This window comes from Flavobacterium sp. HJSW_4 (genome assembly GCF_042436695.1).
Lineage (GTDB): Bacteria > Bacteroidota > Bacteroidia > Flavobacteriales > Flavobacteriaceae > Flavobacterium.
This window is the reverse complement of sequence record NZ_JBHNPP010000046.1, coordinates 1-24,993: the sequence shown is the minus strand read 5'-3', so window position 1 is coordinate 24,993 and position 24,993 is coordinate 1. Positions and strand designations below refer to the sequence as shown.

Annotated in this window: 28 protein-coding genes and 1 pseudogene; 16 read left to right on the top strand and 13 right to left on the bottom strand. The window is 33.0% G+C overall.

The annotated features are described in order from the left end of the window. From ACE01P_RS23030 to ACE01P_RS23000, 7 genes and pseudogenes are all read left to right on the top strand, one after another. Positions 1–386, top strand: a pseudogene (locus tag ACE01P_RS23030) (peptidase S41); the annotation flags it as partial. Between the two features lie 180 nt (positions 387–566). Next, positions 567–1,280, top strand: coding sequence for a YebC/PmpR family DNA-binding transcriptional regulator (locus ACE01P_RS23025; RefSeq protein ID WP_026729302.1), 714 nt, complete (start codon positions 567–569; stop codon positions 1,278–1,280). Between the two features lie 328 nt (positions 1,281–1,608). Next, positions 1,609–2,133 (top strand): hypothetical protein, encoded by a 525-nt coding sequence (locus ACE01P_RS23020; protein WP_379701406.1) that lies wholly within the window; start codon positions 1,609–1,611, stop codon positions 2,131–2,133. Between the two features lie 48 nt (positions 2,134–2,181). Next, positions 2,182–2,562, top strand: coding sequence for a hypothetical protein (locus tag ACE01P_RS23015; protein WP_379701405.1), 381 nt, complete (start codon positions 2,182–2,184; stop codon positions 2,560–2,562). Between the two features lie 136 nt (positions 2,563–2,698). Continuing rightward, positions 2,699–2,908 (top strand): hypothetical protein, encoded by a 210-nt coding sequence (locus ACE01P_RS23010; RefSeq protein ID WP_379701404.1) that lies wholly within the window; start codon positions 2,699–2,701, stop codon positions 2,906–2,908. 153 nt (positions 2,909–3,061) lie between these two features. Then, positions 3,062–3,277 (top strand): hypothetical protein, encoded by a 216-nt coding sequence (locus ACE01P_RS23005; protein ID WP_379701403.1) that lies wholly within the window; start codon positions 3,062–3,064, stop codon positions 3,275–3,277. Positions 3,278–3,319: 42 nt separating this feature from the next. After that, on the top strand, positions 3,320–3,985 hold the full coding sequence (locus tag ACE01P_RS23000) for a hypothetical protein (RefSeq protein ID WP_379701402.1): 666 nt from the start codon (positions 3,320–3,322) through the stop codon (positions 3,983–3,985). Between the two features lie 94 nt (positions 3,986–4,079). Here the strand turns inward: ACE01P_RS23000 and ACE01P_RS22995 are convergent, their stop codons facing one another. Both ACE01P_RS22995 and ACE01P_RS22990 read right to left on the bottom strand, forming a co-directional pair. Continuing rightward, positions 4,080–4,622, bottom strand: coding sequence for a DUF6939 family protein (locus ACE01P_RS22995; RefSeq protein ID WP_379701401.1), 543 nt, complete (start codon positions 4,620–4,622; stop codon positions 4,080–4,082). 31 nt (positions 4,623–4,653) lie between these two features. Next, a complete protein-coding gene (locus tag ACE01P_RS22990) occupies positions 4,654–5,562 on the bottom strand; it encodes a LamG domain-containing protein (protein ID WP_379701400.1) in 909 nt (302 codons plus the stop codon). 356 nt (positions 5,563–5,918) lie between these two features. On the opposite strand from ACE01P_RS22990, the gene ACE01P_RS22985 reads away from it, so the two are divergent. Then, positions 5,919–6,938 (top strand): DUF481 domain-containing protein, encoded by a 1,020-nt coding sequence (locus ACE01P_RS22985; protein ID WP_379701399.1) that lies wholly within the window; start codon positions 5,919–5,921, stop codon positions 6,936–6,938. A gap of 99 nt (positions 6,939–7,037) precedes the next feature. Here ACE01P_RS22985 and ACE01P_RS22980 read toward each other — a convergent pair whose 3' ends face one another. The 3 genes from ACE01P_RS22980 to ACE01P_RS22970 all read right to left on the bottom strand — a co-directional run bounded on the left by ACE01P_RS22980 (position 7,038) and on the right by ACE01P_RS22970 (position 11,454). Then, positions 7,038–7,937: a LamG domain-containing protein gene (locus ACE01P_RS22980; protein ID WP_379701398.1), complete on the bottom strand. Its 900-nt coding sequence runs from the start codon at positions 7,935–7,937 to the stop codon at positions 7,038–7,040. Between the two features lie 343 nt (positions 7,938–8,280). After that, the gene (locus ACE01P_RS22975) at positions 8,281–9,321 is read right to left on the bottom strand and encodes a PLP-dependent cysteine synthase family protein (RefSeq protein WP_379701397.1); all 1,041 of its coding nucleotides are present in this window, start codon (positions 9,319–9,321) and stop codon (positions 8,281–8,283) included. 72 nt (positions 9,322–9,393) lie between these two features. After that, positions 9,394–11,454, bottom strand: a complete 2,061-nt coding sequence (locus ACE01P_RS22970) for a S9 family peptidase (protein ID WP_379701396.1) — start codon at positions 11,452–11,454, stop codon at positions 9,394–9,396. Positions 11,455–11,598: 144 nt separating this feature from the next. Between ACE01P_RS22970 and ACE01P_RS22965 the strand changes: the two genes are divergently transcribed. Then, entirely contained in the window at positions 11,599–11,919 is a 321-nt protein-coding gene (locus ACE01P_RS22965) for a YbaB/EbfC family nucleoid-associated protein (RefSeq protein ID WP_125719568.1), read from the top strand. Between the two features lie 93 nt (positions 11,920–12,012). On the opposite strand, the gene ACE01P_RS22960 is transcribed toward ACE01P_RS22965, so the two are convergent. Then, positions 12,013–13,032: a low specificity L-threonine aldolase gene (locus ACE01P_RS22960; protein WP_274256155.1), complete on the bottom strand. Its 1,020-nt coding sequence runs from the start codon at positions 13,030–13,032 to the stop codon at positions 12,013–12,015. A 151-nt stretch (positions 13,033–13,183) separates the two neighbouring features. Between ACE01P_RS22960 and prfB the strand changes: the two genes are divergently transcribed. The 7 genes from prfB to ACE01P_RS22925 all read left to right on the top strand — a co-directional run bounded on the left by prfB (position 13,184) and on the right by ACE01P_RS22925 (position 19,485). Next, a protein-coding gene (prfB, locus tag ACE01P_RS22955; RefSeq protein ID WP_379701395.1) for a peptide chain release factor 2 occupies positions 13,184–14,282 on the top strand; the annotation gives its coding sequence in 2 pieces (ribosomal slippage) (positions 13,184–13,246 and positions 13,248–14,282; 1,098 coding nt in all). A gap of 67 nt (positions 14,283–14,349) precedes the next feature. Then, positions 14,350–14,796 (top strand): peptide-methionine (R)-S-oxide reductase MsrB, encoded by a 447-nt coding sequence (gene msrB, locus ACE01P_RS22950; protein WP_379701394.1) that lies wholly within the window; start codon positions 14,350–14,352, stop codon positions 14,794–14,796. A 333-nt stretch (positions 14,797–15,129) separates the two neighbouring features. Next, complete coding sequence (gene lpxD, locus ACE01P_RS22945; protein WP_379701393.1) at positions 15,130–16,128, top strand: UDP-3-O-(3-hydroxymyristoyl)glucosamine N-acyltransferase; 999 nt, start codon at positions 15,130–15,132, stop codon at positions 16,126–16,128. 157 nt (positions 16,129–16,285) lie between these two features. Continuing rightward, complete coding sequence (locus ACE01P_RS22940) at positions 16,286–17,914, top strand: acyl-CoA carboxylase subunit beta (protein ID WP_379701392.1); 1,629 nt, start codon at positions 16,286–16,288, stop codon at positions 17,912–17,914. 122 nt (positions 17,915–18,036) lie between these two features. Next, on the top strand, positions 18,037–18,459 hold the full coding sequence (locus tag ACE01P_RS22935) for a DoxX family protein (protein WP_379701391.1): 423 nt from the start codon (positions 18,037–18,039) through the stop codon (positions 18,457–18,459). Positions 18,460–18,554: 95 nt separating this feature from the next. Next, positions 18,555–18,902, top strand: coding sequence for a hypothetical protein (locus ACE01P_RS22930; protein ID WP_379701390.1), 348 nt, complete (start codon positions 18,555–18,557; stop codon positions 18,900–18,902). Between the two features lie 106 nt (positions 18,903–19,008). Further along, on the top strand, positions 19,009–19,485 hold the full coding sequence (locus ACE01P_RS22925) for a hypothetical protein (protein WP_379701389.1): 477 nt from the start codon (positions 19,009–19,011) through the stop codon (positions 19,483–19,485). Positions 19,486–19,663: 178 nt separating this feature from the next. Here ACE01P_RS22925 and ACE01P_RS22920 read toward each other — a convergent pair whose 3' ends face one another. From ACE01P_RS22920 to ACE01P_RS22890, 7 genes are all read right to left on the bottom strand, one after another. After that, complete coding sequence (locus tag ACE01P_RS22920; protein ID WP_379701388.1) at positions 19,664–20,392, bottom strand: DUF2931 family protein; 729 nt, start codon at positions 20,390–20,392, stop codon at positions 19,664–19,666. Between the two features lie 8 nt (positions 20,393–20,400). Further along, positions 20,401–20,721 carry a DUF2931 family protein gene (locus ACE01P_RS22915; protein ID WP_379701387.1) on the bottom strand — a complete coding sequence of 107 codons (321 nt, stop codon included), beginning with the start codon at positions 20,719–20,721 and terminating at the stop codon, positions 20,401–20,403. Between the two features lie 172 nt (positions 20,722–20,893). Beyond that, positions 20,894–21,475 carry a hypothetical protein gene (locus tag ACE01P_RS22910; RefSeq protein WP_379701386.1) on the bottom strand — a complete coding sequence of 194 codons (582 nt, stop codon included), beginning with the start codon at positions 21,473–21,475 and terminating at the stop codon, positions 20,894–20,896. 54 nt (positions 21,476–21,529) lie between these two features. Next, the gene (locus tag ACE01P_RS22905) at positions 21,530–21,862 is read right to left on the bottom strand and encodes a hypothetical protein (protein ID WP_379701385.1); all 333 of its coding nucleotides are present in this window, start codon (positions 21,860–21,862) and stop codon (positions 21,530–21,532) included. A gap of 53 nt (positions 21,863–21,915) precedes the next feature. Beyond that, entirely contained in the window at positions 21,916–22,491 is a 576-nt protein-coding gene (locus ACE01P_RS22900) for a hypothetical protein (RefSeq protein WP_379701384.1), read from the bottom strand. 10 nt (positions 22,492–22,501) lie between these two features. Further along, positions 22,502–24,046: a hypothetical protein gene (locus tag ACE01P_RS22895; RefSeq protein ID WP_379701383.1), complete on the bottom strand. Its 1,545-nt coding sequence runs from the start codon at positions 24,044–24,046 to the stop codon at positions 22,502–22,504. Positions 24,047–24,048: 2 nt separating this feature from the next. After that, positions 24,049–24,993: phage baseplate assembly protein V (locus ACE01P_RS22890; protein WP_379701382.1), on the bottom strand; the 945-nt coding region annotated here is incomplete at its 5' end.

The following is a 24,993-nucleotide window of genomic DNA, read 5'->3' as shown; positions in this document are numbered from 1 at the left end:
AAACTTATGTGAAGCGGAATTTAATTGATAAAATTGCCAAAAACAGTTCGGAGCGATTATCTGATAATTACTTTTTTGACAATATAAAAAAAATCAATCTTAAAATAGATCAACTTGTAAATACTCCGAAAGCTGAGATTCCATTGACATTAGATGCTGTTTTCAATCAGAAAAAGACACTAAGCGCACTTTGGAAAGAGATCAATACTTTTAATGATGAAAATAATCCGCTTGACGTTTATAACTCTAGTGTTAATCAGTTTCTTCTAGGCGCTTATCCAAATGATAAAACGATTAATCAATATCAAATGGATAATCTTAAAACAAATCCGTACCTCAACGAAGCCGTAAATATCATTAATGAATTTAACGGTGGCATTAAATAGTTTTGTTTCAAGTTTCAAGTTTCAAGTTTCAGGTTGTGCTAAACTTGAAACTTTTGCCATGGCAAATCAACTTGAAACCTGAAACTTGAAACTCAAAAATCATCCTTAAAAAAAGAATTGTTTTGTTTTTGTAAAAATTAGGAAAACCGTATTTTTGCATCACAAAACTAAAAATTAGAAATGGGAAGAGCGTTCGAATTTAGAAAAGGAAGAAAAATGAAACGTTGGTCTGCAATGGCCAAAACATTTACCAGAATTGGTAAAGATATCGTAATGGCTGTTAAAGAAGGCGGACCAAACCCAGATGCCAATTCTAGATTAAGAGCTGTTATACAAAATGCGAAAGCTGCAAACATGCCTAAGGACAATGTGGAGCGCGCAATTAAAAATGCAAGTAACAAAGATACTGCTAACTATAAAGAAATTTTGTTTGAAGGATATGCTCCTCACGGAATTGCAATCTTAATTGAAACTGCTTCTGATAACAATAACAGAACTGTAGCTAACATTCGTAGTTATTTTAACAAATGCAACGGAACAATGGGAACTCAAGGTTCTGTTGAGTTTATGTTTGACCACACTTGCAACTTCAGAATTGCAAATAATGGTCTTGATGCTGAAGAATTAGAATTAGAATTAATCGATTTTGGTGCTGAAGAGGTTTTTGAAGATGAAGACGGAATCTTAATCTACGCTCCTTTTGGAAGCTTTGGTGCTTTACAAAAAGAATTAGAAAACAGAGGTCTTGAAATTTTATCTTCTGGTTTTGAGCGTATTCCGCAAATCACTAAAGAATTAACTGAAGCTCAAATCGCTGACGTTGAGAAATTGATCGAAAAAATCGAAGAAGATGATGACGTTATGAACGTTTATCATACAATGAAAGAAGAATAGTCTTTCTGTAAAAATATATTTTTAAAATAGCTCTGGATTTTTCTGGAGCTTTTTTGTTTTAAAGAACTTTCGCTTAATTCAAATAAAAAATTATATTTGCTGATATCAGAAATAAATCAATTTAAAACTTACGTTTATGCAATCCTCAAAATTCATGAAATTTGCCGTAATCGCACTAGTAATTTTATTTATCGTTATCAGTGTTATTAGCTAAAAAACAAATACAAGTCTCCAAATATTAGGAGACTTTTTTGTTTTGGGGAACTTATCTTTATTCAAATAAAAATTTATATTTGTTTCTATAGCTAATGACAATCAAACCTTCCAAATGAAACTAATAGAAAACTTCTACTGCATACAATCTATAAATTTTAAGGATGATGTAGAGGGAATAAGTTCTATCAGAACAGAACTCATAAGACCTTCAATAAAAATCTTAGATGTAGAATATTCTGAGAAAAAGACTTATACGAGAGACTTAGTCGGCTATTCGACTCCTCCTTCTGATGAATATTTTACTTTGGGCGAATTAATGTTCTTATCTAAAACATACGGATTCGAAATTGAAGAGCAATCGAATTCTCAAGGCTATTATTGGAGCGTTTTAAAAATCCACAAACTTTATGACGGTCACGGTTATATTACTTTAATGGAGCTGGATGGAAAAGAATATTTAAGAATTGAATTTCTTCGCTGGCAATTTGATTGCCAACCAAGAGGAGCAGGAGAAGATATGTTGGGAGAAGATGTTAATTATATTCTCGGCATTTGGGAATCTCCATTGTTGACTGATGAAATAGTAGCAAAACTAAAAACATCTAGAGGAACATATTACAAGGAAATAACCCTTTAATAAAGTAATCATAATAGACTCCAAAACTTCTATTCTTTATTGCCAATTATGACCAAAATTTCAATTATCAAAAAAATACAGTTAGGAGAAGAACGATCGTTACCTCTTCACCATCCAGATGCTGAATTGTGTTTTAGTTTTTATTGCGGTAGCGGAAAGATTAAACATGAGGCTGTACTTTCATTTGCAAGCTCTAATTTCTTGCGTTCATTAACAGAAAGTGGTCAGCTTTCAAATTATGATTTAGCACAAAACTACGTGACTAAACTGCAAGATTTAGAAGATCAAAACAGGAATTTTCCGTACAGATATCAATTTTATAATTCTAAAGAATGCAATAACGATTATCTTATCATTTTTGATATTAATGAATATCGTGATTATTATGGCATTTTTGTATATGCGGTTTTACAAATAGAGAAAAATTAATTAGCACACAAAGATTGGTTTTAACACAAGCTGTTCTAGAGGCATTATTTTAATTGATTTTAAACTAAGTTTAAACATTTCAAAAAATAGCATTTCGATTATATTTGCAATACCTCAAATAAATTTAAAACCAAAAATGCAAACATCAAAAATTACTCGAATTGCTGTAATCGTACTAGTTCTTTTATTCTTAGTCTTAAGTGTAATTAGCTGCACTACGCATACACATACTCACACGCATGCACCTGCACCATCTGGTAAAAAAATACCACCAGGACAAGCCAAAAAAATGAATGGAGACAAAAGTGCAAAAGCTTACGCTCCCGGTCAGCAGAAAAAGAGATAAAAATAAGCCTTCTGAATTTCAGGAGGTTTTTTATTTTTATATGAATATAATTTTAACTTAGCTTTCGTCAGATACACAATTAAACCAACAATTTATTTTGAAGATAAAGAACTTTGGATCTTTAATAATGAAATTCTAGATACGCCTTTTTCAATGATAGAAGATGGAATTACAAGTTGCAAACAAGTAATGAGCGGAGAATATCCAGAAATATCATGGGGCTTGGAAGTGTCCAAAATATTGATTCATAAAGAAATAAGTACGTTAGAATATCATGGAAAATTTGTGACCGAAATACCAACTGAAGAGATTTGCGAAATGCTCGAGAAATACAAAGACAAATTAAAGGAGTATGAAAACGAAGCTTAATGTGTTTTTATTCTACTAAATAAAGTCAAAAAAAATAAGACGATGATAACATTTAAAATTTCTAAAGAAGTAGAAGAAAGCATCCAAAGAATAAATCCTTATGGTAGAATTGTTGGTGACTGGACAGGCAAAATTGTTATTAATGGCAAAGAAGACTTAACGTCTATCAATGCGGTTACTTTACTCAAAAAATTGTTGAACATCTCGGGAAAGCCTACCAAATTATTAATGTCTGACATGAACCATGTAAAAACAAACGATTATGCAACATGGACGGCAGATCAAGAAGACTTTGATTCCTGGCTAGACAATCTTGAAGTTATTGACGAAAGTATAGAACGTACTCTAGCAGATTATTATTTTGACATCTGCCTTGAAGGAAGCAAAAAACATATTATTAAAGATGCTGCATTTTTTTCATTAACTGCTGATGAATATCCGGCAAACAGTATTGAATTATCATTATGGATGAAAATAAATATTTTTTCAGAATTGATATGGGCTGGATTCAATGAAGAATTAAACCAGCCGAATAAACTTTTATTGGGCAAAGAATGCGCAGAGTATAATAGAAGTGTTTTGGCAAGCCTATTAGAAAAAATAAAGAAAGATTTTGGAATAGAAGAGCCCTTAACTTTTGAATCTGAAAATATGGATGGAGCGTATGAAAATGGTTTTAAAAATGATTGCAGTCAGTTTAGGTTTTAGCATACTAAAAACCGCTGCTAAAAAAAAGTTATAGGTGTTTAATTAAATATATTCTCTAATAATCTGTATCGATTATTCAGGACTAGTCATAACTTTAATTATTCTCTATAAAACTCTTTATAAGGCTTGCATGAGATAACGGTTTGCTTGTATTTTTTAGATCTGTATTGGTCTCGTAATCTAATAATACCACTGTTTTTGTTGCTGAAATTATTTTCAGCTTTTCTACTAAATCGCTAAGATAATTTTTCAATACAAACTCATAAGAAGGAACATATATATTAATTCTTGCGGTATAATAATCCAAAAGCTCTGAAGTGTCTGTTCCTTTTTGATGCCCCAAAACACTGCCATATTTTCTAACAGTTCTTTTTAAGTTTTTCATATTTTGAATCGAAAACTTAGATTCATCAATTCCATGATTTTCAAAAACCTTTAAGCCTTGCCAAACACCTTCGACAGATTCGCTATAACGATTATCTGAAAAAGGAATTGGAATATTGCCAACAGGATAAAAAGGACTAAATTTCACATAATCATCCGCAGCTTTTGATGTCACATCTATTATTTCAGAATTTGGGTATTCTTTTTCAATATTTTGAATTGATTTTCTTCTATTACAGATAACTATAGGCATTTTGACTACTTTTTATTTCTAAATTATCATACTATTTTTTAGCACTTGTATTGATCACCTTAATCAAATAAGTACCTTCAGGCAAATCACCAATATTAGAAGCATTGGCAGTCATTATCTGTTTCCCTTGAGAGAAAACTTCAATAGTTTTGCCGTTGTTTTTACTAGTGTCAGGAGCAGCTACAGGGGCAGAAGTTTTTGCAATTGGAGCAACAGCTTTTTTTGAAACATTTGGAGTTGTAGAGTTTGAAACAGGTGCTGCTTCTGTAGCAGTCATGCCATTTGGTTTTGAACTATTATAGGCTTCTAAAACCTGTTCATCTGTCATTGCAACAGTGTACAATCTTAAATCATCGATATCTGCGTTGATACTCGTTGAGGTATTTAGTTTTCCTAAGTTCAAAATATAACCTTTTGCCGATCGCTGAATTCCGTCAGCAGATTTTAATAATTCGCCATTTCGGTAGATTTTGGAAACATTTCCATCATAAGTAATACTATAGAAATACCAAGTCTCTTTTACTAATGGCACTGAAACGATCACGTTATTTGCATCTCCCCATCCTACTAGACTTAAATCTGCATTACCTCCTACTACCGGCTGTTGTATCAGTCCGAAATATTGTCCATTTACAGCAGATCCATAACCAAAAATATAATTGGGAACATTTACCGCATTAAATTTTACCCAAATTGACATTGTTTTAGGTTTATTATCTTGTGGAAGCTCGCCTACGACGGCTTGATAAGCTTTATTTGTAAGTCGTAACGCGCTTCTCGGACTTGCCATTCTGTCGTTTACAAAAAGTGGTGTTCCTAAAAAAGAAATCGAATTATCGGCACTGTTTAAATTTCCATTGAAATTAAATTCCTGCACTGGATTTTGCGCATTCGCAGTTAAAAAATTTACAAACATTAAAGTGAGTAATATTTTTTTCATAGTTATAACTTTTATCAGAATAGTTTTATTTTAAGGCAAATAGCAACTGATTGTAAAATTTAAATGTTTTTAGATTTTACAATTCAAAATTTCGTTCAATATTTTTAGAAAATTTGTTAAAACTATAATTAAAATTCAGCATATACAAGCAATTCCTACATACAAATACACAATTCTCACAAAAATGATTTTTCTACTTCAATAGCGTTGTTTTACAAAACATTTTAAGTTTGATTGCACTCGTTTATCTAATCTCACTCTACCAAAACAGGATTTTTTTTGGATTCTGTCCTACATTACATTTTTATTTCTAACTTTAACATTACAAGCTGACAATCAAAGAAATAAACTTTAGTATGAAGAAAACTTTACTCTTATTTTTTCTTTTATTTTTCTTAAAAATCAGTGCACAGGTTTGTGATACTCTTGTACTGAAAAACAATGATATTATTGTGGGTGAAATAAAAACAATGAATAAAGGTATTGTACAAATAGAAACCGATTACAGCAAAGATGATTTTAAAGTAGAATGGAAATATGTCAAAAGTATTGGTTCTGAAAGAGTTCATATTATCAATCTTTCTAACGGAAATCTATTAAACGGAAAAATCACCAAAATCAAAACTCCAAACAAATGCGAAATCACGAATATCGAAACGCAAACCAAAAGTATTATTGATCTTACCGATATTGTGCGCATAAAACCCGTTGATGAAAGTTTTTGGGACAGACTTGATGCAAGTTTTGATGCAGGAATCAAATTGACAAAAGCGCAAAGTTTACAGCAATTAACGGTAAACGTAAATTTAGGCTACACAGCAAAAAAATGGTACGGAACAGCCACTTACAAACAACTTCAATCAATACAAGATGATAGCGAACCTATACGCAGAATTGATACCGATTTAAGCTATGTACACCTACTCCCTAGAGATTACTTTATTCCGTTATCTATTGTAACTTTAAAAAATACAGAACAGGACATTGATCTCCGTATTGTTTCTAAAGCGGGTTACGGGAAATATCTTATGCATAGCAACAAAAAATACTGGGGAATTGCTTCTGGATTATCTTTTAACAACGAACGTTTTACAGGGACCAATGAAACCAATAAAAGTTTGGAGTTATTTTTGGGAAGTGACCTTAATCTATATGATATCGGTGATTTTAGCATTCAGTCGAAAGTGACTGTTTTTCCGAGTTTAACAGAAAGCAAAAGGGTTCGTACCGATTTTTCTGTAGACACCAAATATGATTTGCCATTAGACTTTTTTATAAAGCTGTCCTTTGTTTACAACTATGATAACAAGCCAAAAGAAGGTGCTTCTAAAGATGATTATGTTTTCCAGACCACTTTTGGCTGGAAATTAGATTAAAAAAAGCCTTCTGATCACAGAAAGCTTTCCTTACTATTCCAAAAACTCAAATTGCTTGCGCAATAAAAAACTAACTAACATTTAAAAACTAAAAAACCTTTATTTAGAAGTAATTTTTTTTGACGGAGTACTGGTGATTTTTAACAAATAAGTTCCTTCTGGAAGATCGCTTATGTTTGTTGCATTACTTCCTATTATTTTTTGCCCTTGAGAATATACCTCAACTGTTTTTGGCACACTGTTTACATCATTCGAAGTAATTATCACTTCATTTGCAGTTTTTGCTTTTACGGCAGTTTTTACCGTTTTAGCATCCGCAGGTGCTGCAGCCACTAAATTAGCTGTCTTTTCGCTTTCATATAAGTCTACTACTTGCTCTGGAGACAAAGCCACATTATAAATCTTTAAATCATCTATATCGGCATTAATTCCAACCATAGTATTGATTTCTCCTAATCTGAAAATATTTCCATTAGTAGATCTTGCCATACCTTCCAAATACTTCAATAATTTACCATCACGATAGATTTTAGAAGTAGTTCCTTCATAGGTAATGGTATAATTGTACCAAATATTCTTTTCAAGAGATGTAGATACAATAACGTCATTTGAAGCTCCCCAAGCCGCCAAACTCAAATCAGAGTTAGAAGTTGCCGTTCCTTGTTGCAATAAGCCACAATATTGAGCATTTTGCGGACTTCCATAACCCCAAATATAATTCGCATTTGAAATATCATTGAATTTAACCCAAATGCTAATAGTTCTTGAAGTCTTTCCTTGGGGCAGATTATCAATTACAGCTTCCAGAGCTTTATTATTTAATCGTTGTGCTCCTTTTATGGCTCCTGCTCTGTCGGCTACGAAATTATAGGTGCCAATAAATGAAGTTGTGTTTGCAGTATTGTTTAAAGTACCATTAAAGTTAAATTCCTGAATCGGTGCTTGAGCATTAACATTCAAAAAACTTACAAACACTGCTGTTAGTAGTAATTTTTTCATAATAATAGATTTTAGGGATTAAACAACTATGTTATTTTAATACAGCTAAACTATATTATTACTATATGGAGCTAAAATATTTCCGACAACTTACCAAAATACTCGTTGAAATAACGTTTTTTATGCATTTTATCGTTTAAAAGCTATTTTATAAAATTTATAAATATCGCCAAAACATTAAATTAAAATCAGCATAACTAATAATTTCCTACGTATAAATACGGTATAATCAGCAAAACAATAAATTTTAACTTTTGGCTTTTTTATTTGAATGAGAAAAAGCTGAAATAAAAAAAACTCCATTCATTTTGAATGGAGTTTAAATATTTTGAAAAGTATTAGATTACTTTACGAATTCAATTTTTTGAGCTTCTTCTTCGTTAACACTATCAAAGAAACCTTGCTCGTTCATCCAGTCATCACTGAATACTTTGCTCATGTAACGAGAACCATGGTCAGGGAAAATAGCAATAATATTACTGTCTTTTGTAAATTCTCCTTCTTCTGCATATTGTTTAATGGCTTGCATTACTGCTCCAGAAGTATATCCAACAAATAAACCTTCTTTTCTAGTGATTTCTCTTGCAGAGTGCGCACTTTCTTCGTCGGTTACTTTCATGAATTTATCAATAATATCAAAATCTGTAGCAGACGGAATTAAGTTTTTACCAAGACCTTCTATACGATAAGGGTAAATTTCTTTATTATCGAATTCTTTTGTCTCGTGGTATTTTTTCAATACAGATCCAAAAGCATCAACTCCTAAGATTCTAATATTTGGATTTTTTTCTTTTAAGAATTTTGCAGTTCCTGAGATAGTTCCTCCTGTTCCGCTGCAAGCAACTAAGTGCGTGATTTGTCCTTTTGTTTGTTCCCAAATCTCTGGACCTGTAGAGTTGTAGTGAGCATCAATATTTAATTGGTTAAAATATTGATTGATGTAAACTGAACCTTTTGTCTCTTCGTGCAAACGTTTTGCTACATTATAGTAAGATCTTTCATCATCTGCAGAAACGTGAGCCGGACAGACATACACTTTGGCGCCTAAACTTCTCAACATGTCAATTTTGTCCTTAGATGATTTTGAGCTTACCGCTAAAATACAATTGTAACCTTTAATAATGCTTACCATTGCTAAACTAAATCCTGTATTACCAGATGTCGTTTCGATGATGGTATCTCCCGGAGATAGAATTCCTTTTCTTTCGGCTTCTTCAATAATATATAATGCTATTCTATCTTTTGAGGAATGACCTGGGTTGAAAGCTTCTACCTTTGCGTAGAAATTTCCTTCTAACTCTTCGGTAATTTTATTTAGCTTAATAAGGGGGGTGTTTCCTATTAACTCTAAAACATTATTATAAGCAGTTATTTCTTCTTTCATAAAAAAATAGTTAATCAAAGGCCTTTTTTAAATTAACCTTGATAGGTTGCAAATTTAACAAAAAATTTCTAATTAGCTTTTAATTTTTTCTAAATCTAATAAAAAACTAAATTCTTTTGCTAAGTCTTTTAAAGCCTCGAAACGTCCCGAAGCCCCACCATGACCCGCATCCATGTTTGTATCTAAAAACAAAAGATTATTATTTGTTTTTAAATCTCGCAATTTTGCAACCCATTTTGCTGGCTCCCAGTATTGTACCTGCGAATCGTGTAATCCGGTAGAAACATACATATTAGGATATTCCTGCGCTTTTACATTATCATAAGGCGAATATGATAACATATAATCGTAATATTTTTTATTGTTTGGGTTTCCCCATTCGTCATATTCTCCAGTTGTAAGCGGAATGCTGTCATCCAACATTGTGGTAATTACGTCTACAAAAGGCACCTGAGCGATGACTCCGTTATATAATTCAGGAGCTTCATTTACAATTACTCCCATTAAAAGTCCTCCAGCAGATCCTCCTTCTGCATATAGATGCTCCGAAGAAGTATACTTTTGGTCAATTACAAATTTAGAGCAATCGATGAAATCTGTAAAGGTATTTTTCTTTTTTAACAGTTTTCCGTCCTCATACCATTGTCTTCCTAAGTCCTCTCCTCCTCTAATATGAGCAATTGCGTAAACAAATCCTCGGTCTAAAAGCGATAGTCTTGTCGAAGAAAAATAAGTATCCATCGTAATTCCGTATGAGCCGTATGCGTAAAGCAACAAAGGATTTTTACCATTTTTCTCTAATCCTTTTCTATAAACCATAGAAATAGGCACTTTTACTCCATCTCTTGCTACTGCCCAAACTCTTTCTTCTATATAATTGTCCTTATCAAACTTTCCTCCTAAAACCTCTTGCTCTTTTAAGATTTCTTTGGTTTTAGTCTTCATATTAAAATCAATTACAGAAGATGGCGTTGCCAATGATTGATAGCTATAACGCAAAATATCCGTATCAAAATCAACATTTGTTGTTGTATACGCATTGTATGTCTCGCTGCCAAAAGGAAGATAATAATCTGGCTCATCACCCCAAGGCATGATTCTAATATGATTCAATCCATTTGAACGCTCTTCTACAACTAAATAGTTTTTAAATATCTCAATATCTTCCAACAAAACATCTTCTCTGTGCGGAATAAGATCTACCCAGTTTTTCTTTCCTGTTTTGTCTTCAGGCGTTTTCATTAATTTAAAATTAGTGGCCTTATCTTTATTGGTTAAGATGTAAAAAGAATCTTCATAATGAGAAATACTGTATTCTAATCCGCGTACACGTGGCTGAAAAACAGCAAATTCTCCATCTGGATTGTTAGAATTCAGAATTCTATATTCAGTTGTCAAAGTACTTCCAGAACCAATGACAATATATTTTCTTGATTTTTCTTTACTTATAGATACATTAAAAGTATCATCAACTTCATCATAAACCAAAACATCGTTTTCAGATGTTGTATTTAATTTATGTCTAAAAACTTTATCAGCTCTTAATGTTTTTTCATCTTGTCTAACATAAAAAATAGTATTGTTGTCGTTTGCCCAAACAGAAGCTCCCGTAACATTTTCTATTTTATCAGCCAAGATTTCTCCTGTTTCTAAGTTTTTTATTTGAATAGTGTAGATTCTTCTTCCCACAATATCCACTCCGAAACTGGCAAATTTGTTATCTGGACTAATGCTTAAACCTCCTAATTTGAAATAAGCATGACCTTTTGCCATTTCGTTACAGTTAAAAAGAATTTCTTCTTCTGCAGAAAGGCTTCCTTTTTTTCTTGCAAAAATTGGATAATCCTGACCTGTTTCAAAACGTGTAATATAAAAATATCCGTTATAGAAATAAGGAACAGAAGAATCATCTTCTTTAATTCTTCCTTTCATTTCTTCAAACAAACTATCTTTTAAGTTTTGGGTATGAGAAGTCATACTTTCATAGTAAGCATTCTCCTTATTTAGGTAATCAATTACCTCCGAATCTTCTCTGTCATTAAGCCAGAAATAGTTGTCAATCCTAGCTTCTTTATGTTTTTTTAATGTCTTTGGTATTACTTTAGCCTTTGGGGCCGATATATCATTTTGCATTTATTAAGCATTAATTTTTTAATATGAAGTCGCAAAAATAGCACAAACCCAACAGAACAGAATTAATTTTTTCTTAAATTATTCTATTGAATTCACACAGCAATATACTAATTTTGTCTGAAATAATTTAAAAAATCAACAAAAATGGATTTAATGGGAATGATGGGCAAACTTAAAGAAACCCAACAAAAAATTGAAGATACAAAAAAGCGTTTAGATACTGTTTTGATTGATGAACAAAGCGCTGACGGATTATTAAAAGTTACAATTACAGCAAGCCGAAAAATAAAAACAATTTCTGTTGACGATTCTTTGCTAGAAGATAAAGAGCAATTAGAAGATTACTTAATTGTAACGTTAAATAAAGCTATTGAAAAAGCTACAAATGTAAATGAAAGAGAATTAGACGCTGTTGCAAGAATGGATATGCCGTCTATTCCTGGAATGGATAATCTTTTTAAATAAGGAACAAAGGCTCAAAGGTGCAGAGGTTCAAAGTTTTCTCTCAAAGCTTTTAAAACTTTGTGCCTTTGAACCTCTGCAACTTTGAACCTTTTTTTAGAACTTCGAAAGTGTTTCTAGCACATAAGTATGCATCACTTCTTTATAATCTAAATGCGTTACAATTCGGAGTTTATTGTGTCCTAACGAACTTATTAGGATATTTTTCTGTTTTAATTTTTCGATTAATAATTGATCGCTATAACCTTCTGCAAGCGAAAAAATCAAAATATTAGTTTCTACAGGTTCGATAGATGAAATCCAAGGTTTTGTGCTTAGGATTTTTGCAATTTCTTTTGCTCTGCGATGATCTTCTGCCAATCTTTCGATATTATGAGCCAAAGCATACAATCCAGCTGCCGCTAAATAGCCAACTTGACGCATTCCCCCACCCAATATCTTTCTGATTCTCAACGCCCTGTGAATATCAGCTTTACTCCCAAGTAGCACAGAACCAATTGGAGCGCCTAATCCTTTAGACAAACAAACCGAAATCGTATCGAAAATAGCTCCAAATTCTCTCGGATTCTGTCTTTTAGCTACTAACGCGTTCCAAATTCGAGCTCCATCTAAATGGAACTTTAAATTATGAGCGTCGCAAACTTTTTTTATTTCTCTTAAATCTTCTAATTCGTAGCAAGCTCCACCACCTTTATTGGTTGTATTTTCAACACAAACCAAACTCGTTAGCGGACTATGATAAAACTCTGGATCGTTTATCGCAGCTTTTACTTGCGCTGCCGTTATCATTCCACGGTTTCCATCTACTAAACAGCAAGAAACACCGCTGTTAAAAGAAACTCCTCCTCCTTCATAATGATAAACGTGAGCATATTTATCAGCAATTAACTGTTCGCCAGGTTGCGTATGCAGTTTAATTGCAGTCTGGTTTGCCATAGTTCCAGAAGGAAAGAAAAGACCAGCTTCCATTCCAAAAAACTCTGCTGTTCTGTTTTCTAATTCAATCACCGTTGGGTCCTGTTTGTATACATCATCGCCGACATGAGCGTTGAACATATACTGAAGCATCTCATAAGTAGGCTTTGTTATGGTATCGCTGATTAAATTTATTTCCATATTCTAAAAACTATATCTTATTTTTGTATGCAAAATTACGTATTACAAATAGTTATTCTCGGCAAGTTAAACAAAATTTAACTCGCTCGTTTCTATAGACCAAATTAACGTAATAATTCTAAAAAACATATAAAAACCTATTAATTAATTTATGACAACAGCCGAACAAGTAAAAGGTATTGTGGAGCGCCTTGGTGCGTTGAGGAGGTATCTTTGACGTCGATGCCAAGCTAATCGAAATTGCCAACGAAGAAGAAAAAACGTTCGCTCCTGATTTTTGGAACAATCCAAAAGAAGCAGAAATCCTTGTAAAAAATCTTCGAAACAAGAAAAAATGGATTGAAGATTATGACAAAGCTGTTTCTCTTACAGATGAATTACAGCTGGCTTACGATTTTTATAAAGAAGGTGAACTTTCTGTAGAGGAATTGGATGAACAGTATGATGCCGCACAAGTACATATTGAGAACATCGAATTTAAAAACATGCTTTCTGACGAAGGTGACAGTTTAAGTGCTGTAGTTCAGATTACTGCTGGAGCCGGAGGAACTGAAAGTTGCGACTGGGCAGGAATGCTTATGCGTATGTACATGATGTGGGGAGAAAGTTATGGTTACAAAATCAAAGAACTTAACTTTCAAGAAGGCGACGTTGCTGGAATTAAAACCGTAACTTTAGAATTCGAAGGAGATTATTCTTTCGGATATTTAAAAGGAGAAAACGGAGTTCACCGTCTAGTTCGTATTTCGCCATTTGACAGTAATGCTAAGCGCCATACTTCTTTCGTATCCGTTTATGTTTATCCTTTGGTTGATGACAGTATCGAAATCGACATTAATCCTGCCGATATCGAAATCACAACTTCTCGCTCGAGTGGTGCTGGTGGACAGAACGTAAATAAAGTGGAGACGAAAGTTCAGTTAGTTCACAAACCAACTGGAATTCAGATTCAATGTTCTGAAACGAGATCTCAACAAGACAACAGACAGCGTGCTATGCAAATGCTTCGTTCTCAATTGTATGAAATCGAATTAAAAAAACAACAAGCGCAACGTGCCGACATCGAAGCTGGAAAAATGAAAATTGAATGGGGTTCGCAGATTCGTAATTACGTAATGCAACCTTATAAATTAGTAAAAGACGTTCGTACAGGTTACGAAACTAGCGATGTTGATGGTGTAATGAACGGAAATATCGATCCTTTCCTGAAAGCCTATCTGATGATGATGGGACAGAAAGAGGAAGAATAGTATTCAGTCGCAGTTTGCAGTCACAGCAACCTGAAACTTTAAACCTGAAACAAAAAAACAAACAGTTATGATAAAATGGGCAGATGTAATTCATTTTACAAATAAAGGAAATCCAACTCCAGACAAAAGAGTGGAAAAAACGGATGAAGAATGGAAACAAATTCTAACTCCAGAAGAATTTCAGGTAACTCGTTTAAAAGGAACTGAAAGATCTTTTAGCTCAGAAATGTGCAGTTTATTCGAACTAGGAATTTACGAATGTAAATGCTGTGGCACCTTATTGTTTGATGCGAGTGAAAAATTCGAATCTGGAACAGGATGGCCGTCTTTTACTCAGCCAGTAAAAGAAAATGCAGTTGGGTATCACGCCGACAGATCTCACGGAATGATTCGCGTTGAGGTAACTTGCAATGTTTGCGATTCTCATTTAGGACATATTTTTCCTGATGGTCCGCCTCCAAGCGGTCTTCGATATTGCATTAATGCACTCTCTTTGAATAAAGTAAAAGAATAAATAATAAAGCGATTCCTATAAAAAATGGAATCGCTTTTTTTAATTAAATATTTAACTAAAAAATATTTAAGTGGTTAATTATCAATTAAAAAACGAGCATAGAAACTTCCTTTCTACAAGGCTTAAAGTTGATACAGGTTTCTTATACGCAATTTTCCGAATTCAATCATATTAACAAACAATCATTTTTTTAATACATAAAATGTTAATTTTGTAATATAAAGATTATTACTTTGAGTTTTTATCAATTAATGCAAGAAAAAATATTAGGTAATTAAAATGTAATTCATTTTATTTGGCAAAAATTAAACCCAAATATCCTAATACTTATTAATGAGATCCTATTCAATTCAAGAGATTAACGAAGTTATCAATGGTGAAATTTACGGCACAACTTCACATAACATTACTGCAACTGAACAGCTTGAAAAAGCGACATCTTCAGAAATTTCATTTATAGGGAATAAAAAATACGAAAAACATTGGTGCACATCTAACGCATCAATTGCGGTTGTAAATGAAGATATTTCAATAGAACCAGGAGAAAACAGAGCATTTATAAAAGTAAAAAATGCAGACTTAGCAATGTCTCAAATTTTAGCACTTTTTGCTCTTCCTACTCCTATTTTTCACACTAACATTCACAAAACTGCAACTGTAGATGAAACTGCAATAATCGGAGAAGGCGTAAAAATTGGAGCAGGTTGCTATGTTGGTCCAAAAGTTGAAATAGGCGCAAATACAACACTTTACCCAAATGTTACTGTTTTAGACGAATGCATTATTGGAGAAAATACTACTATTTGGTCTGGAACCGTAATTCGAGAGCGTTGTCATATTGGTCACGATTGCATTATTCATCCTAATGCTACAATTGGAGCTGATGGATTCGGATTTCGTCCATGTGCCCAAAATGGTTTGGTAAAAATTCCTCAAATCGGTAATGTGGTTATTGGGAATAGAGTTGAAATTGGTGCAAATACTTGTGTAGATCGTGGAAAATTTAGTTCAACTATTATTGGAGACGGTTGTAAAATTGACAATTTAGTTCAAATTGGACATAATAGTAAGTTAGGGAAATTTTGCATTATGGCTGGAAACAGCGGTCTAGCAGGTTCTGTAACCTTAGGAAACGGAGTTATAATTGGCGGAAGCGCATCTATAAAAGACCACACCTCTATTGGTGACGGTGCTGTAATTGGTGCTGGCTCTGGTGTAACAGGAGATGTTCCTGCAGGAAAAACAATGCTGGGTTATCCAGCTGTTGAAGCTCGAGACGCACTAAAACAATGGGCTATTTTAAAACGAATGGTTTGCAGTTCTAAAAAATAATTTAACTACGATTATAAAAAAGCAGAAGTTTAAACTTCTGCTTTTTTATTTAACCGAATTTTAAAATTTCAAACCTTATCACGTGATTATATATTCTATTTATTTCAATTGATTTTGTAAATTAGCCAACACTATTTTATAAAATCAATACTATATCATGGATTTAAACTTCAATAAAAACGAAGATCACAATAAATTACTCCTTTCAGAACTAAAACAAAAATTTGCCAAAGTTAAATTAGGCGGAGGCGAAAAAAGAATCGAAAAGCTTCATTCTGAAGGAAAAATGACAGCTCGAGAAAGAATTGCTTATTTATTGGATGAAAATTCAAAAAGTATTGAAATTGGAGGTTTTGCCGGTGAAGGAATGTATCCTGAACACGGCGGTTGTCCTTCTGGAGGTGTTGTGGTGAAAATTGGCTACATTAAAGAAAAACAATGCATTGTTGTCGCTAATGATGCAACTGTTAAAGCTGGAGCTTGGTTTCCTATAACTGGAAAGAAAAACCTTCGCGCGCAAGAAATCGCGATGGAAAACAGACTTCCAATTATTTATCTTGTAGATAGCGCAGGAGTTTATCTGCCAATGCAAGATGAAATTTTTCCAGATAAAGAACATTTCGGACGTATTTTTAGAAATAATGCTCAAATGAGCAGCATGGGAATTACTCAAATTGCTGCCGTTATGGGTAGTTGTGTTGCTGGTGGCGCTTATCTTCCAATTATGAGCGACGAAGCTTTAATCGTTGATAAAACAGGAAGCATTTTCCTTGCAGGAAGTTATTTAGTAAAAGCAGCAATTGGAGAAACAATTGATAATGAAACTTTAGGAGGCGCTACAACACATTGTGAAATTTCAGGCGTAACCGATTATAAGGCGAAAGACGACAAAGACGCTTTAGACAAAATAAAAAATATTGTAGATAAAATTGGGGATTTTGATAAAGCTGGCTACAACCGAATCAAAGCTGAAAAACCAGCGTTAGAACCAAATGATATTTACGGAATTCTTCCAAAAGCCAGAACTGAACAATACGATATGATGGAAATCATCAAACGTTTGGTCGATAATTCAGAATTTGAAGCTTATAAAGAAGGCTACGGACAATCTCTAATTACAGGCTATGCCAGAATCGATGGTTGGGCTGTTGGAATTATTGCCAACCAAAGAAAAGTAGTAAAAACTAAAAAAGGTGAAATGCAATTTGGCGGCGTAATTTATTCTGATAGTGCCGATAAAGCAACTCGTTTTATTGCCAATTGCAATCAGAAAAAAATCCCATTGGTGTTTTTACAAGACGTTACTGGTTTTATGGTCGGGTCAAAATCTGAACATGGCGGAATTATTAAAGACGGAGCTAAAATGGTAAATGCTGTGAGTAATTCGGTTGTTCCAAAATTTACTGTTATTGTTGGAAATTCATACGGAGCAGGAAATTACGCTATGTGCGGAAAAGCTTATGATCCTAGATTAATATTTGCTTGGCCAAGTGCCGAACTTGCCGTTATGGGCGGAACTCAAGCCGCAAAAGTATTAGCACAAATTGAAGCTTCTTCGCTTAAAGCGAAAGGAGAAAAAGTCGATGAAGCAAAAGAAACCGAGTTATTCAATAAAATAAAAGCACGTTATGATGAGCAGACTTCTCCTTATTATGCGGCTTCAAGATTATGGACAGATGCGATAATTGATCCGTTAGAAACTCGTAATTGGATTTCAATGGGAATCGAAGCTGCAAACCATGCGCCTATAGAAAAACCATTTAATTTAGGAGTTATTCAGGTTTAAAGATTTAGGAATTCTCAACGATACGTTAAATAAAAAGCAAAAAACTTATTTTCAAGGTGTTAAAAATAAATATCTGATTAAAAATTAGTAACTTAGTATATAATTTTTAATCACACAACATCATGGAAAATGTAAAAAGTTTGAATAAATGGGCAAATTCGCACACTTATTTACCAGTTGATTTAGTACGTATTGTTTTGGGTGGATTTTTATTTATGAAAGGGGTCTCTTTCGTTACCAATGTTCAATACCTGCATGATTTGATTTCCCCTATCGACAAGTATGGCGGAGGTATGTTTATGCTGCATTACATTGCTCCTGCCCACATGATTGGTGGTATAATGATTATTTTTGGACTCTTAACCAGATGGGCAATTGCAGCTCAATTGCCAGTTTTATTTGGCGCGGTTCTCATTAACTTTATGGGAAAAATGCACTCCGAAAGTTTAATTTTAGCCTTAGTCGTTTTATTAGTCTGCATCTTCTTCCTGTTCTATGGAAGCGGTAAACACTCAGCAGATTATTATTTTAAAATGCAACAATAACTCTTAAGTCCTCATTTTATTGAGGACTTTTTTTTAGGTGTTAATTAATTCTATAAAATTTCTTTAATTGCGTTTTATGACTTAAATTCGCCGACATGAATTGGATTCGTAAAACCGTTATTTTTATTACGCTTTTGCTTGCTGGACTGTTTGCTTACCAAGCAGACCAAGCTTCTGCACGCATAATCGAAACGGAAAAATCGGATACCAACTTCTGCAAAGATATTCCTGATTCGTCTGCATTTATACAACCGCAAGGAAGTTATCAATTTGCGGCAAACATCAAAACAAATCCTATCGGAATAATTAAATGCTTTGACACGCTTTTACCGCTAATCCCACAGCATCAAACCGTTACCTATATTACTGCATATACTAAACTCTTTACAACTCAAAGTAAAAAGGTTTTAGTCATACTCTATGCTTTCCATTTTTTCTGGTAAATAAATACTTGATTTTCAACTGAAGATTTATTCTTCATCTTTAAGAAAACCGTTTTCAATTTGAGAACTGTTTTGCATATCATTTATTTATTTCATTAAAAACATTATGGAAACTACTACCACAATCATGGGTATTGTGATTTTAATTATTGTCGCTATCCCGGTATATTTTTCTGCACGTTCATCGGCAGCAAGTAAAACAAGAATTCTAAATATTAAGAAAAGATTCAATCCAAATAATCCAGAAGATTTTGATTTGACCGAATCAATCAATAATAAGACTTTAACGATTGATCAGAAAAACAATAAATTCATTTTGATGAATTTCAATCCAAATCAGCAAGAATCAACATATGTCGATTTAAATACAATTGCTTCAAGCAAATTAATTCCGACAACAGATGCTGGTTCAGATACAATCATCAAAATTGATTTTGAATTTCAAGAAAAAGAAACATCTAAAAAAATATTAATTCCATTCTATGATTTTGATGATGACCGCATCAAACAGATTAGTGTCTACCAAGATCATCAGTTTGCGAAAAAATGGCTTAAAATCATCCAAGATTCTATATCACGTTAGTTATTTAATTCACCTAAAGAGGCTCAAAATTGAGCCTCTTTTTTATTGAGCAAACTTATCCGAGCGATCGTGTAAAAAACAATAAATACTATCCCATCTTATTTTGGCATGAAGCAAACATTACATTCAATACAATTATAGCTGAAAGCAAATAATTCTTTTTCATTGATTGTCTCACTCAATAAGGCTTAGATTTCGTAAACGATTCCTGCGAAACAATTGCTTCTTTCATATCAACTTCGCCAGATGCTGTTTTTAATTTTATAGATATCCCTTTTGTTTCTCTTGGTTTGGTATTTCGGTCAATCTCAATTACAAAATTGATAGCTTCTTCTGTTTTGAATTTCTCAAAAATGGCTTTCGATTTTTTTTCATCAAAAAACACATCGCTTTCCATGCGTCTGTCGTTTACATCATGCCAAACAATGTTTATTTTTCTTGGAATAGCACGTTTCTTTACAGGTATGACATTACCGTTTAAAATCAAAAAGATTGATTCAAATTCGCCGTTTATATAATTTATTTTAATAGTTTCTACTTTATCTTCTGATTTAACCTGAGGAGTTAGATTATATTCCCTAAAAAGCGTTTCCCAATATCCAAATGGTATTGTACCGTTTTTAATCTGATGTTTTATTTCTTGTGGCAAATCTTCGTTCATATAATCAACATAATCCTTAATACCTTCTTTGCCTTTCATTGATGGATGAGCTGCTTCCCAATTAACATTATCATCTTCATGAGCCTGATATCGTCCGACAATTATAGTATTCGTTGTACTCCAAACATATACTACAACCATGCCGCCTGGAAACAAGCCGGCGTTAACCACAAAAAGTTGATCTTTAAAATTCTGAACACTTTTTGTTTTTTTATCCCAATAAGGTCTGTCACTACCATTAATCATCAAGGATTCTATTTTATCTGAATCAAGTTAAAAATGCCTGAATAGCTTTTATTCTCGGTATAAGACATCCATGAAATATCTAGTACTTTGGGTGGTATTCCTTCCGCTCTGCCAGAAGAAGAACCGTCATTGTCACCTAAATCTTCACTGTTTATAATTCTATCAAATGGCATATAAACATAACCGCCATTAGGTTTTTCACTCAATAATAAATGTCCCGAAAATATTTCAGCTGGATAGTTTCTTGGTGTACAAACTGCTGCATCCCAAAAATATTTTTTTTCTTTCATACTGTTTTGACATGAAATCAATGTTATATTTAATAGCATTGTTAGTGTTAATAATTTAAAATATCTATTATTCATACTTAGCCCGATATTGTTTTTCGTTTTCTGATAATATTGCTTTGATTATCCATTTGAGGTTCCATACCTACACCGTCCATATTGGCAGAGCAATGCAAATATTTGTTTCGTAAATCAACAAGCATATAATGCTCAGCTACCAATTTATTTTAAAATCTTGCGAATTAAAAAAATCTTCTCCTTTACAACTTGTGGTAATTCTTATTTTATCTTCTATTCTTCTTAATTCATTTAAAAAATTTGGATTATCTTTTCTGAATATATCATAGGGAATTAAGTTTATAGTATCTCCTTTTTTCAAATTATTCAAAGATTTCTTTTTACTATATTTCTTTAGCAATTCCTGAGCATCTTTTTTTGAAACTAAATGATTTCTTTTTTTTATTATAATCTTGAAAGGTTTGCCAACAAGCAAATATTGTTCAAAATCAAAGATGACTTTTTTTGGTTGCTCTTTATTATATATCAAAAAATCATTGGGAGTCGATAAATAATGCCCGTTATCAATAAGATTTGCTGACAAATAGTTAACTGAAGATGGTAACTTTATTTTAAATTCTAGAGGCAGATTTAAACATACACTATCTGATTCTACTTCTATCATCGATTTTGTTATAGTAACAAATTCATCAGATATTATTTCTTCTAGAGCAGGTTTAGGTTTAGAATTACATGAAACCAAAATCAGTAGAACTAACGCATAAATATAATTTTTCATAGAATCTATTAGTGTATAGAAATTGTATCAATAATAAAAGTTACATCTTAATTTTCATTTTTTTTTCATATAATGAAACAATGTATATTTTAATGCAGACTGATAATCATTTTTTATTAATTGTTGTTGTTGAAGATCCTTTAAATTTTTAAACTCTCCATTTAATAATTTATTTAATATTTCTTGGCTTATCGCAGTTGTACCAAAAGCATATCTATCTTCTCCTCCCCCAGAACTACGCAAAAAAACATCAACCCCACGAAGCCCTTTATCTTTTGCTTTTTCAGCTAACTCAAAAACTACAGTGTCCCAATTCTCTTTTATTGGCTCTGTGAGGCTTGGCGAAACAACTGCTGTCAAAAAATCTAAAGGAGTAAAACCAGTCATTATTGTTGCAGGGGTTTAATCCATGGTAAAACTTATTACCTCTAGTTAAGATTTTACCAGTTAATCTTTTTCTTTACAAGAATCATTTTTCCTCCTTCAAATAATGCTCTAAATACTAATGAATCGTTTAGTCTATTGAACTCATTAATTATAATCTTATTTTCCATCTTAAATTTATTGGCGTTTATCAATTTTATAGTGTCTCCAAATTTTAAATTTTCTAAGGATTGATTTACATTGTATTTTTTTAATAATTCGAAAGCGTCTTTTTTTGAAATTAAATGATTTCTTTCTTTTATAATAATAGTTGTTTTTTTAGAAGATAAATCTAATGTGTGAATTGGTCTGAATCTTTTTTGTTTACAATAAACCTGATAATCTAAAAAATCATCTAACAGTCGTTTGCCGTTAATAATACAAAACAAATCAAGTGTTTTAAGATTTGAAGAAGTTATCGTTATCTCAAATTCTATTGGAACAGATAAAGGAATACTATCTTTAATTGAAGGATTTTTTACATTTGGTAAAATAGTTACTACTTCATGAGAAATAATTTCTTTTACAGAAACAGGCTCTTCAGGTTTGCAAGAGACTAAAAAAAATATAACTAATATATTTATGTATTTCATAAATTTTAATTTAATGATTTATAAAAATAGAATCAATTAATACCACATCTTCGTTTATATCATCTTGATGTTTAATGTAGTGAAATACCGTATAAATAAATAAAGTGTGATTATAATTACTTTTTATCATTTCATCATCTCTTAAATCTTGTAATTCTTTTAAGGTATTTATTTTACCTCTAAATAATCTATTTAAAATTTCTTGATTTATCGCTAGTACCCCGTATCTATAACTATCCTCCTTTCCTCCACTACTTTGTAAAAAATCATCAACCCCGCGAAGCCCCTTATCTTTTGCTTTTTCAGCTAACTCAAAAACTACAGCGTCCCAATTCTCTTTTATTGGCTCTGTGAGGCTTGGCGAAACAACTGCAGTCAAAAAATCTAAAGGGGCAAAACCAGTCATTATTGTTGCAGGGTTTTCATCCATGGCAAAACTTATCACATCAGAAAAGCCAAAAATGCTTACCAAATCTCTCGAAACATTAGCAACTTTATTAAAAAGACCGGCGTCTTTAAAAAAATCTAATTGGCTTATACCTTTGGTTGTTACTGTTTTTCCGCCTTTTCTATAGCCAAAATTTGAGGCTTGAATTATGGTATAAAGTTCTCCACTGTTATCAAGAACAGGTTTTGTATATATCCTTCGGCTAAATTCGATCTTGCCCAAATTGTTTGCCAAATAACCTTTTTCAAGCTTCTGAACTGCTATCGTATGCTGTACTTTGTCACGAAATTTTGCTACCACATCACCAACAGTTCCATATACTTCGCTTTTTATTTTATCTCTTATCTGTTTAATTTCACCATCCAAAAGTTCTGATGTTGGGTCAATCAATCCAATTCCTGCCGAGAAAATGACAATATTTCCGTCGGCAGTTCGTATTTCAGGAAAACCATAGCCTTCATAAGCAGGTTTTAATATTAGTGTTTTTTCAGAAAAGTAGATTCTTAATAAAAAACTTTCAGAATTCCATTCAATGCCATCGTAATTCCATATCCAATAAAAATCCAAACTCCCATCAAACATGGTTCCTTTTTCAACTGAAATATCTTTGCTCCATTCAGGGTCAAGAAACAATTCTATTGTTATTCTTTTTTTGCCATTTACTTCTCTTACTTTTCCTTTTTTAAATACTTTTTTGCCATTAAACTCGTCATCATCAGGATTAAAGCAATCATGAAACAGAAACATGTCAAAATCCCATAATTGAAAAATAATTTCTGTGCCTGTCGGGATCTTATCGCTAACATTTAAATGAAAATAAATCAACTCATCTAAACGTGCTTTAGGTCCTCTTGTCTCTCTCTGCAAATACTTCGTGCCATCATAATCATAGGTGTACCATCCCGTTGGAAACAATTTGTCGTTATTTTTTTCTTCTTTAAAATTATAATCCCCAACATGTACGCCATCTTCCACTCCATAAAAATTGATTTTTTTTGCTGCTGAAAAAGTAACATCCCCTTTGGTCGCAATTATATTCATTTCTCTTTGGGAATTCCAGTTGGATTTCCCCCTAATTATCCGAGTAATTTTTCCTCCTCCACTCATATTTAAAAGAAATTAGAATTTTCGCCTGAATTAGTGATTACCTTTTTCTGCCCTTGTACATTAATATTTTCATCTGTTGCATGTTTTTTTATTTCACCTGCTTGTTCTTGAATTATCTCGGCGTGAGAATTTCTTTTGCCTGTTGCAGATTCATTTATGTCAGTAGCCTGCAAATTATAATCCCCTATAGCACTTTGCACCATATTAATTCCTGCTTTCGATGTATGGTTTCCGCCAGCATCTTCCGTAATATTTTGCTTTGCTTTGGTGGTAATATCCTTTCCTGCCGTCATGACAATATCCTCCCCAGCTTCAAACTCGATGTTCTTCGGTGCTTTTATCTTGATATTTCCATCACCATAAAGTACTGCCAGCGTCTGACCTTTCTCGCTTTCAATTGTAATGTCTCCTGTTTCATCATTAAAAATGGCTTTGCTGCCGCTTCTTGTCCTTATCGCCTTCATATCATTATTCGGCGTGCTGAAACCGCTTTTTTCTTTATTGCTGGTCATAGTTCCCACAACGATTGGCAGTTCGGCGTTGCCTCCTTGGAAATCCACAAAAACGGTGTCTCCCACTTCTGGGATAATATGGGAGCCTCTCGCGTTTCCTCCGTATTTCTGCACCAGCGGAATGTAAGGCGTCGTCTGTCCCGATGCTTCCTGCCAAGGCATCTGCACCTGCACTCCGCTTAGTCCGTCCGGGTCTGCATTGGCGGTTACTGTTGCCGTCTGGCTTTTGCATCGCGGAACCAGATCGGGATTGGTTTTGGGCGAAAATACGGAACCGTTAAAGTTTACTGCCGTAAAATGGTTTTCGTAGCTGCCTCCGTCATCGCAGAAATGCGTGATCTGCGTTACACGGTACGAACTTTCGAGCTGCATGTCCACTCCGCTTATTCTCACCAGATTTCCAAGGATGATTCCCGGAACTTCGCTTGACGCTTT